Source organism: Pseudoalteromonas sp. S2893, assembly GCF_005887105.1.
GTDB classification, from domain to species: domain Bacteria; phylum Pseudomonadota; class Gammaproteobacteria; order Enterobacterales; family Alteromonadaceae; genus Pseudoalteromonas; species Pseudoalteromonas atlantica.
In genome coordinates this window covers 1-10,151 of record NZ_PNCY01000052.1, presented here as the reverse complement: position 1 = coordinate 10,151, position 10,151 = coordinate 1, and the positions used below count along the sequence as shown (strand labels likewise).

Genomic DNA, 10,151 nt, shown 5'->3' with positions numbered 1-10,151 from the left:
CCACCTCCCCGACTCGAACGGGGGACCTGCGGATTAACAGTCCGTCGCTCTAACCAACTGAGCTAAGGGGGAAGCGTCATGCCTTTCAACGGGGCGAAATATTAATGATGGAGCCGCAAAGTGTCAACATATAAAAGTCATAAATTTAAAAAAGAAGTTTATTCGTTGTTTTTATGTTCGATCTGCGCATTTTATAACTCTATTTATGCAAAACACGGCGGTAAATCTCTATTTAGACTCACACCAATGTGAAAAAAACAGCGCCCATAAAATAGCCATTGTTTAATTTATGTGTAAAAAATGCCGCTGAGACAAAATTTATCGCGGCAAATCAGTAAATTTGTATTTAACCTGGTTGTCATAAAACCGAGTATAAATTTAGCTAGCAGATCTTTTTAAAAAATCCAGCAGGGTAGTTTTTTCGTATTACGGTATTTAAGAGGGGTTAAACTAATAAAGCCGTGGCTGGAAACTTTATTTTAAAAAGCTGTACAAAAACAAAACAATCAATAAGTTGCTAAATATTTGCGTAAACTAATTAAGTCACTTATAGCTGTATTAGGCACAAAGATTTGGCTTAGCTTAATTTTTTGTTTGCAAGCATTGATAAGTTTTTAACTTTAACTTTGAGCAAAGGTTGGACCTGAGCTGAATTTTAGCCAGCGCGCAAGCCTTTATAAATGCGGGCTCAGCTGAGTTATCCACGGTTTCTGTGGATAACTCTGTTTATGAAACTTTAAGAACACTGTCCCGACCAGAGTTTTAGGGCGCTACAACGATTTCAAGCTTTTAAAACGATTTTTTTATTACTATAAAAAACATAGGGTTATAAATGCATGCTGAATTACCAGGCAACGATGAGTAAATTAATTCGTTACGATAAAGATTAATACCGCGCTGTGTAAAAATTCAGCGAATTTGCAGGGTTAAATGTTAAAAAAGTAATAAAAATGTTCACTTATTGTTTTTTGGCGCTCTAAGGGCGTATTTGTGCACAAATGCTTAAAAATTCAACTTTAGCTATTTTTTTAATTGTTGCTTTATTATTAGTATGAAATCCATTGATAAATCCGTGGCTTGAATTGCTATGATGCTTTAAAATGGCTCGCTCAGTAAAAGAGGCTTATTTATTCCATGCGCGAAACTTCACATTCTCAATCACGCCCAGATTTACTTAACGATCCCATCTTGCCTACATTGAAAAAAATGACCATCCCGATGATATTTGGCATGGTCACGCTAATGATGTTCAATATAGTCGATACATTTTTTATCAGTATGTTGGGCACAGAGCCCCTTGCGGCGGTAAGCTTTACGTTTCCGGTAACCTTTACGGTAATAAGCCTAGCCATAGGTTTAGGTATTGGCACATCAGCGGTGATAGCGAAAGCCTTAGGCAGTAATAAAATAGAAGAGGCGCGTTTTGATGCCAGTGTGTCGCTTATTGTGGCGCTACTATTAGTTATTTTACTTTCGTTTGTTGGATATTTACTAATCGACCCAATATTCACTTTATTAGGGGCCGGACAATTAGTGCTGCCACTTATTCATGAGTATATGAATATTTGGTTTATTGGCAGCGTATTTTTAATTACCCCCATGATAGGTAATTCGGTATTGCGAGCCAGTGGCGATACTAAAACACCCAGCATAGTAATGGGTGGGGCAGGGCTTATTAATGCCATACTCGATCCTATTTTGATATTTGGCTGGGGCCCAGTACCGGCATTAGGCATTCAAGGTGCCGCTATTGCCAGTGTTATTGCCTGGGGCGTAGCGGTTATTATTATTTTATATGTGCTGGGCGTTAAAAAGCGGCTATTAAGCTTAAAAGCCGGTAATCAAACTGCGGCCAGTGCAATTAAAAAAGTACTTAAAATAGGTTTACCCGCAGCGGGGGCTAACATGCTTACCCCAGTAGCAATGGCAGTGATGACCGCACTCGTTGCCAATCATGGACCCGAAGCGGTTGCCGCTTTTGGTGTGGGCAGCCGTATTGAATCAATTGCCAGTATTTTAGTGCTGGCTTTGTCGATGACATTGCCTCCTTTTGTTAGCCAAAACTTTGGGGCGGGTAAATTAGGCCGCGTAAAAGAGGCGTACATTGGTACGCTTAAATTTGTGATGTTATGGCAATTTGCTATTTATATTTTACTCATTGCGCTGTCAGGGGTAATAAGCCAATTATTTGGTAAAGAACAAGCTGTAATCGATGTTATTAAGCTCTTTATATACACCATACCGCTAAGTTATGGTTTTCAAGGGGTGATCATTTTATCAAATTCATCGTTTAATGCTTTACACAAACCTATGAATGCATTGTTTTTAAGTATTATTCGTTTGTTTGTTTTTTATCTGCCTTTTGCTTATGTAGGCAGTATGCTAGGTGGCTTGATTGGTTTATTTATTGGCGCTGCAATCGGTAATGTATTCACAGGGTTAGTCGCGTACAAATGGTTTGTAAAAGAGCTAGATGCAATATGTAGTAACACGGTAACGGAGTAAATGAATGAGTGATCACTTTGAGCTAAAGTCACAATTTAAACCCGCGGGCGATCAACCCACAGCGATTAAACAGCTTGAAGAAGGCTTAGAAGCCGGGCTTGCGCATCAAACCTTACTCGGTGCTACAGGTACAGGTAAAACATTTACCATGGCCAATATTATTAGCGATTTAAATCGCCCAACAATAATAATGGCGCATAATAAAACACTAGCCGCGCAGTTATATGGAGAAATGAAAGAGTTTTTTCCTAATAATGCAGTTGAGTATTTTGTATCTTACTACGATTACTACCAGCCAGAAGCCTACGTGGTTGCCAGCGATACGTTTATAGAAAAAGACGCCTCTATTAATGAGCACATAGAGCAAATGCGTTTAAGTGCTACTAAGGCATTGCTTGAACGCCGCGATACCATAATAGTGGCCTCTGTGTCGGCTATTTATGGTTTGGGCGACCCCGACTCATACATGAAAATGATGCTGCTTTTAAAAGTAGGCGAACAGGTCGACCAACGCGATATGCTGCGCCGTTTAGCTGAGCTGCAATATACTCGTAACGACATTGACTTTAGCCGTGGTACTTACCGTGTACGTGGCGAAGTTGTTGATATATTTCCTGCCGAGTCAGACACCTATGCAGTACGTGTAGAAATGTTTGATGACGAAATAGAGCGCCTTAGTATTTTTGATCCCCTTACTGGTGCGGTAGAAAAACACATAGTACGTGCCACTATTTACCCTAAAACGCACTATGTAACGCCACGCGAAAAAATTCTTGATGCCATAGAAAAAATAAAAGCTGAGCTTAAAGAACGCAGAGCACAATTATTAAGTGCCAATAAATTAGTAGAAGAGCAGCGCATAGCGCAGCGTACACAATACGACATAGAAATGATGACCGAGCTTGGTTATTGCTCGGGCATAGAAAACTACAGCCGTTATTTGTCGGGGCGTACACCGGGCGATCCACCACCAACATTACTCGATTATCTTCCTGATGATGCATTAATGATCATCGATGAATCGCACGTAACCGTATCTCAAATAGGTGCCATGTATAAAGGCGATAGAAGCCGTAAAGAAAACCTAGTTGAATATGGCTTTAGAATGCCATCGGCGATGGATAACCGCCCATTGCGCTTTGAAGAATTTGAAGCCATAGCACCGCAAACGATTTATGTATCGGCAACGCCGGGTGATTTTGAATTAGAGCGCAGCGCAGGCGAAGTAGCAGAGCAAGTTATACGCCCAACTGGCCTGTTAGACCCAGAAATAGAAATACGCCCTGTAGGCACTCAGGTAGATGATTTACTCTCAGAAATTTATAAATGTGTAGAAAAAGGTGAGCGAGTATTGGTAACCACCCTTACCAAGCGCATGTCGGAAGATTTAACCGATTACTTAAGCGAGCACAATGTAAAAGTGCGTTACCTGCACTCAGACATAGACACAGTAGAACGCGTTGAAATAATTCGTGATTTACGCGCCGGTGTGTTTGATGTGTTAGTGGGTATTAACTTATTACGAGAAGGCTTAGATATGCCAGAAGTGGCGCTAGTTGCCATTTTAGATGCCGATAAAGAAGGCTTTTTACGCTCAGCGCGTTCGCTTATTCAAACCATTGGCCGTGCTGCACGTCACCTCGACGGGCGCGCCATTTTATACGCCGATAAAGTCACTAAATCGATGGACAAAGCGATTAGCGAAACACAGCGCCGCCGTGAAATACAACACGCCTTTAATATAGAGCACGGCATTGAGCCGCAGGCCTTGGTTAAAAAGATCACCGATATTATGGATGTGGGCGAAGAAGCCGCACCAAAAGATAACCTTAAGCTGGTGCGTAAAGAGTCTAAAAAAATACTCAGTGCGAAAGAAATTGCCACACAAATTAAACAGCTTGAAAGCAAAATGCATGCTTATGCCAGCGACCTTGAATTTGAAAAAGCCGCGTCTGTACGCGACGAAATACACGAACTACAACAACAGTTGATTAACTAAATGACACCCGATTTTTCGCCCCTAATAAGCGCGCTTGAAGATGCGCCATTACTACAAAACGAACTATGCCGCGTATTTCATGGCCGCGGCCATAGCGTGGCATCGCTAAGCCATATTAATTTAGACTTTTATCCGCCAAGCTTGTTTTTAATTTCGTACGATGAAATTGACGACGCTACGTTAAATACACTGACCAGCACCCTTTGGGCGTGGGCGCAGCAGCATCACCCTGAATTAATATCTGCATTGGTGTATCAACAGCGCGCGGGTGTACAAAGCAGTAATCGTTTAGTGCATGGTAATCTTCCCTCGCCACATGTGGTAAAAGAAAACGGCATTGGTTTTTTAGTGGATTTAACAAGCCGCCAAAACACCGGAATATTCCCCGATATGCGAAGTGGGCGTGAGTTTGTCTCTGCCAATAGTAAACATGCAAAAGTACTTAATTTGTTTTCATATACGTGTGGTTTTTCGCTTGCGGCAATGCAAGGCGGGGCTGATCACGTTATGAACATGGATATGAGCAAAGGCGTACTTAAAGTAGGTAAGCAAAACCACCAACTTAATGGTTTTGAGCGCGGAGTGAGTTTTTTACCGCACGATATTTTAAAGTCGTTTGGTAAATTAAAAAAAGCAGCGCCGTTTGATTTAATTATTGTAGACCCGCCAAGCTTTCAAAAGGGCAGCTTTATTCTAACTAAAGATTATCAAAAGGTGCTGCGTAGATTACCCGAACTACTGTGCGATACCACACAGCTTTTATTATGCGCTAATAGCCCAGAGCTTAGCGAAGATGCGTTTAAAGCTTTAATAAACGAGCACACCCAAGGAGCAATAGAATTTGTTGAGCGCCTTGCACCAACGGCCCGTTTTGTAGAAGTAGACAGCAATAAAAGCTTAAAAGCGTTAGTGTATAAAACGGCGCATACCGCAACTTATACCAATTCGCAATAATACTTAATCATTTTAAGGGGCTAAACGTGTCGCTATCTATGTTAAAAAACTCTCATTTAGAACAACTAAATAGCGAATTTTTTGCCTAGCTATCAACACGTTTTTCCAGCCTCAAAATAGATCACTTAATTAAGCTAATTGGTATTAAATGAAACTGAGTAAGCGTTTAAACGCAATTAATGCGTTAATTACTGACCCCGTTGATGTTATTTGGGATTGCTGCTGCGATCATGGTTACTTAGGCATTGCACTATTAAAGCGCCGCGCTGCAAAACAGGTTAATTTTGTAGATGTGGTAGATAAAATAATGGCCGAGCTGAGCGAGCACCTTACAAATATTAGCCAAACACTGCCAAGGGATGCGCAATATAAAGTACATTGCCAAGATGTAAGAGAAATAAAGCTCGTTCCAAATGCGTTAAATACTGTGGTTATTGCAGGTGTAGGCGGTGAGCTGTTACTAAAACTTGTTACTGGCATTATTAAAAACAATTGCGCTGCATCTGTAGCAAGCACCCGCTTTATAGTTTGCCCCATACACCATACTTATCATTTGCGCAGTGGTTTAGCCAAATTAGGCTTTGGCCTTGAAAGCGAGCAATTAATCACTGAGAACAACCGCTATTATGAGCTTATAGAGGTAAGTCAACGTAGCACGGCGTTGCTCACATCTACCGGTAACAGCATGTGGGATTTAAATAATGCATCGCACAAGCAATACCTTAAACAGTTACTCACTCATTATAATAAAATGCTTAATAAAGATGAGCTTTATTATCAAAAAGTTATAACAGATTATAAAAAACTCAGCGACGCTTAAAAATGGCTTATTTAGCGCTAATAGTGTGATCTAATGCAAGGCGCAAAAACGTAACATCAACATAGATTATATCGCCTTGCGCGAGTTTATTTGGTTTATGTATGTCAGATAAAAAAAGTCGCATTGAGCCGCTGCTCAGTGCAGAGCAAAAATGGCAAAACAGTTACGAGCAGCCAATTTCGTATGCTCCATTAGTGCAACTTGCTAATAACAGCTGGATAGTTCCACAGCACTTTTTACGCTATAAACACACCTTACAAAGCGTTAATCAAGTACTAGAAAATATTAATTTTTCAGCGCATTTTAGAGTGCTTGCTGCACAAAAAGATCAGCAACTTTATTTACAAGTTGCCGTACTGAGCCCCGATAATTACAAAACCAGTAGTTACGCGGGTGAGGGCACAGCAAAAAAATTACTGTTTGGCAGACGCTGGATAGTAGAGGAAAACTTACCAACCTCCGAGCTTATTCAAACAGCGTTTTTAGCGCTTAAAATAGCGCGAGAGCACGAGGTAAGAGAGCTGTTTCAACTTACTCACAGCAATAATACCACCAGCACGCCATTTAATAATCATCATGATTTACCGGTTATGGCACAAAATGCAGAGCTTGTTATTGCACACGCACCGCAGGGCAATGAGCAACATTGCACTATTGAGCAGTTATTAAAACGGGTGGTATTTGCAGGTGCTAAGGTATCGCTAAGTGCTATGCAGCAAATAAGCTCGCAGCAGTGGTTATACACCTTAAAATTACACTGCAATACTTGTCAGCTTACAGAATTTAATAATAAAACCTTTTCATTTTTAACCAGTGATAGCAGCGCAAATAGCCTTTTACATGGCTTTATTAATGCCCTGGTTGATATTAGTAATGAGTATGTAAGTGAGCAATTTAAATACCAGGGGTTTGCCCGATTTAGTAAACACAATTGCGTAGAAAAAATAGGTGCACTTAGTGTGGCAATGCGCTCGCCAAAAGTGTTGGGGCTGTGCTCACTTGGCAAGCAACATGCAAATAAGCTTAACTTTGAAATTGATAGTTCGCGTGCGCCACAAGGTTGCGGCCAAGCTATAGATGGGTTTTTAGCTGCCCACGGTATAGAGCAGCCAGAAAATGCACATTTATATCGTTTTTAAAGGCGGTTAATTTCTTCTTTTGTGGTGTAGCTTGAGTCTGTCACTATGGCCTCAAGCGTTTGCACGCGCTCTTTTAAAGCAACCACTTGGGCACTTACCTCGGCCAGTTGTTTATTTGCATCTTGGTTGCTATCTTGCATTTTGTGTTTAAATTCAAGGTGTTTTTTGTACATATCGTAAATAACCCCAGAGCCAACCGATATAAGCACAATAAGTACTATCATTGTAGTGCCTGACATAACCACTTCCTTTTTATAGTTTTAACTGTTGCATAAAGTATAACCATATTTAGCAGCGGTTAAACCTGACAATTGTAACTTTATTTGTCGATTGCAGCGTGGAGTTGTGTTCATCATTGATACACCTGCGTTATTGTTTAATAACTAATGGCGTAATTAATAAGTCTATTTGAGATTAAACCGTGTGACTTTAAAGCCAACATTTTATTGTGTTGCTTTACTCAGCAGTTTTAACGCGCTCTATGCCAGCGTTAACCTTGTATTTAATTGTGTATTAATGCAAACGGGTATAGTGTTTACAGACTTATAGGTCCTTATTTTATAATCAATACAGTGAGTTGCTATGTTAAATAATAAAATACCTCCGGTTATTGTCGTGCTCGTTTTTGCAGGCATTATGGCGTTAATAGCCCATTACAGTGTGATTGATTTTACTGCGTTTATTGCCTACTTAGCAGCGAGCTTAGTCATTATAGGGTGCGCATTTTGTATAGCCGCAGTGGTAAGCTTTAAACTTGCACGCACCACAGTTAATCCAAATAAGCCCGAGCAAGCATCAAAGTTGGTAACCAGTGGCGTATATAAAATTTCACGTAATCCTATGTATGTAGGCTTTGCGTTTATTTTAGCTGGCTGGGGTATTTGGCTTAGTTCGCTGTGGGCACTTTTATGTGTTGCTGGGTTTATTGCTTATTTAACGTTTTTTCAAATAATTCCTGAGGAGCGGGCGCTTAGCAAATTATTTGGCCAAGAATTCACAGAGTATAAAAACAAAGTAAAACGCTGGTTGTAATTTACAAGCAAATACAAAAAAGGCTATCGAGATGATAGCCTTTTTGCGTTCAGCGCTAATAAATTAGCTGTGTTTTCAATGAAACCCCATAACTAGCGCGTCAGCTAAATAGTGTTATTCGTACTCGATTGGATCAGTGACGTTATTAAGCGAAAATGCCTCTAAACGTTCTTGGCAAGCACCACATTTACCACAGGCTTTTTCGCGTCCGTTATAACAGGTCCATGTTTGGCTGTAGTCTAAGCCCATTTTTATGCCATCGGTTAAAATATCAATTTTGGTGTTATTTAAGTACGGGCTAAAAATTTCTACAGCGTCGTAGTTAGCAATACGACATACATCATCCATTTTTTGCACAAACTCAGGACGGCAATCAGGGTAAATAGCATGATCCCCCGAATGCGCGCCATAATATACTTTGCTCGCTTTTAAAGACACGGCGTAACCAACCGCCAGCGAAAGCAAAATCATATTACGATTAGGCACTATGGTGCTTTTCATGCTTTCTTCTTCGTAATGACCTTCTGGTACATCAATATCATCAGTCAGTGATGAGCCGCCAATAAGCTGGTTAATAGCTGATATATCTACAATTTTATGTGGAACATTAAGTTTTTCACACACGTTTGCAGCCACTTCAAGCTCTTTAACATGACGCTGACCATAGTCAAATGAAAGGGCATAAACATCATGGCCTTGTTGTAAGGCTTTATTTAATACGGTAAACGAATCCATACCGCCGGAATAAATAACAACTACTTTTTGCGTCATATCTGGATTGCTCTTTAGTTTTAATAGAGGTTTATATCAGGGCGCGATATACTACACGGCCGCAGCTTAAATAACAATTTTTGGGCAGCGCTTTTTCGTCTTTTATAGTAGCAATTTTGCAGCTAGGCAGTAAGTGAGATCTCTTTTGTACAAAATTAATGAAGTGTTTGAAACCATCCAAGGTGAAGCAAGTTTTACCGGCACACCCTCAATATTTTTGCGTTTGCAAGGCTGCCCAGTGGGCTGCGCATGGTGTGATACTAAACAAACTTGGGAAGTCGATAACGTGTACAAAGTATCGCTTGATGAAACGGTAGAAAAAAAAGCTGATTCAGATCATTGGGCCGATGCCAGCGCCGAGCAAGTACTTGAGCTGTTTAAATCGCGTGGCTATACAGCAAAGCATGTTGTAATTACCGGCGGCGAGCCGTGTATGTACGATTTAAACCCAGTGTGTAAGCTATTGCACGATAACGGCTTTACAACACAAATAGAAACCAGCGGCACCTTTGAAATACTTGCCCCTGAGCAAACCTGGGTTACCGTATCGCCTAAAATTAACATGCGCGGCGGCTACGAAGTACTTACCAGCGCCATGAAGCGCGCCAACGAGATAAAGCACCCAGTAGCGATGCAAAAGCACGTAGAAGAGCTTGAAGCGCTATTTGCCAAAACAGGTGTTAACCCGAAGCTTGTTTACTTACAACCAATCAGCCAAAAAGTGTCAGCCACTAAATTAGCCATCGACACTTGTATTGCCAAAAACTGGCGCTTATCGGTGCAAGTACATAAGTATTTAGGGATTAGCTAAAGCGAAAGAGCAGCTGTAAGTGCTTAGCTGTAAGCGATAAGCTGCTCGGCGTTAAGTTATATTACGTAGATACAAGGTTGGGTTGAGTGAAACGAAACCCAACCCAACACCACAACTTCA

9 protein-coding genes are annotated in these 10,151 nt (G+C 40.8%); 7 read left to right on the top strand and 2 right to left on the bottom strand.

Annotated elements, in window-relative coordinates:
- Positions 1–1,134 precede the first annotated feature (1,134 nt).
- From CWC04_RS17750 to CWC04_RS17730, 5 genes are all read left to right on the top strand, one after another.
- Positions 1,135–2,505, top strand: coding sequence for an MATE family efflux transporter (locus CWC04_RS17750; protein ID WP_126007580.1), 1,371 nt, complete (start codon positions 1,135–1,137; stop codon positions 2,503–2,505).
- A 4-nt stretch (positions 2,506–2,509) separates the two neighbouring features.
- On the top strand, positions 2,510–4,504 hold the full coding sequence (gene uvrB, locus CWC04_RS17745) for an excinuclease ABC subunit UvrB (RefSeq protein ID WP_126007578.1): 1,995 nt from the start codon (positions 2,510–2,512) through the stop codon (positions 4,502–4,504).
- Positions 4,505–5,458 carry a class I SAM-dependent methyltransferase gene (locus CWC04_RS17740; RefSeq protein WP_054983409.1) on the top strand — a complete coding sequence of 318 codons (954 nt, stop codon included), beginning with the start codon at positions 4,505–4,507 and terminating at the stop codon, positions 5,456–5,458. It abuts the gene before it with no gap.
- Positions 5,459–5,606: 148 nt separating this feature from the next.
- Positions 5,607–6,278 carry a tRNA (adenine(22)-N(1))-methyltransferase gene (locus CWC04_RS17735; protein ID WP_138686043.1) on the top strand — a complete coding sequence of 224 codons (672 nt, stop codon included), beginning with the start codon at positions 5,607–5,609 and terminating at the stop codon, positions 6,276–6,278.
- A 101-nt stretch (positions 6,279–6,379) separates the two neighbouring features.
- Positions 6,380–7,417 (top strand): hypothetical protein, encoded by a 1,038-nt coding sequence (locus CWC04_RS17730; protein ID WP_138686042.1) that lies wholly within the window; start codon positions 6,380–6,382, stop codon positions 7,415–7,417.
- On the opposite strand, the gene CWC04_RS17725 is transcribed toward CWC04_RS17730, so the two are convergent.
- Positions 7,414–7,656 carry a hypothetical protein gene (locus CWC04_RS17725; protein WP_024034198.1) on the bottom strand — a complete coding sequence of 81 codons (243 nt, stop codon included), beginning with the start codon at positions 7,654–7,656 and terminating at the stop codon, positions 7,414–7,416. The genes CWC04_RS17730 and CWC04_RS17725 overlap by 4 nt on opposite strands.
- 343 nt (positions 7,657–7,999) lie before the next feature.
- Here CWC04_RS17725 and CWC04_RS17720 point away from each other — a divergent pair, with 343 nt between their 5' ends.
- Positions 8,000–8,449 (top strand): methyltransferase family protein, encoded by a 450-nt coding sequence (locus CWC04_RS17720; RefSeq protein WP_004589470.1) that lies wholly within the window; start codon positions 8,000–8,002, stop codon positions 8,447–8,449.
- Positions 8,450–8,563: 114 nt separating this feature from the next.
- Here the strand turns inward: CWC04_RS17720 and queC are convergent, their stop codons facing one another.
- Positions 8,564–9,220 (bottom strand): 7-cyano-7-deazaguanine synthase QueC, encoded by a 657-nt coding sequence (gene queC / locus CWC04_RS17715; RefSeq protein ID WP_004589469.1) that lies wholly within the window; start codon positions 9,218–9,220, stop codon positions 8,564–8,566.
- Positions 9,221–9,365: 145 nt separating this feature from the next.
- On the opposite strand from queC, the gene queE reads away from it, so the two are divergent.
- On the top strand, positions 9,366–10,031 hold the full coding sequence (queE, locus tag CWC04_RS17710) for a 7-carboxy-7-deazaguanine synthase QueE (RefSeq protein WP_004589468.1): 666 nt from the start codon (positions 9,366–9,368) through the stop codon (positions 10,029–10,031).
- The last annotated feature ends 120 nt before the right edge of the window (positions 10,032–10,151 follow it).

Coding starts and splice junctions, on each gene's coding strand:
- queC (WP_004589469.1), bottom strand. CDS start 9,220: ATGACGCAAAAAGTAGTTGTTATTTATTCCGGCGGTATGGATTCGTTT.
- CWC04_RS17730 (WP_138686042.1), top strand. CDS start 6,380: ATGTCAGATAAAAAAAGTCGCATTGAGCCGCTGCTCAGTGCAGAGCAA.
- CWC04_RS17720 (WP_004589470.1), top strand. CDS start 8,000: ATGTTAAATAATAAAATACCTCCGGTTATTGTCGTGCTCGTTTTTGCA.
- uvrB (WP_126007578.1), top strand. CDS start 2,510: ATGAGTGATCACTTTGAGCTAAAGTCACAATTTAAACCCGCGGGCGAT.
- CWC04_RS17740 (WP_054983409.1), top strand. CDS start 4,505: ATGACACCCGATTTTTCGCCCCTAATAAGCGCGCTTGAAGATGCGCCA.
- CWC04_RS17750 (WP_126007580.1), top strand. CDS start 1,135: ATGCGCGAAACTTCACATTCTCAATCACGCCCAGATTTACTTAACGAT.
- CWC04_RS17735 (WP_138686043.1), top strand. CDS start 5,607: ATGAAACTGAGTAAGCGTTTAAACGCAATTAATGCGTTAATTACTGAC.
- CWC04_RS17725 (WP_024034198.1), bottom strand. CDS start 7,656: ATGTCAGGCACTACAATGATAGTACTTATTGTGCTTATATCGGTTGGC.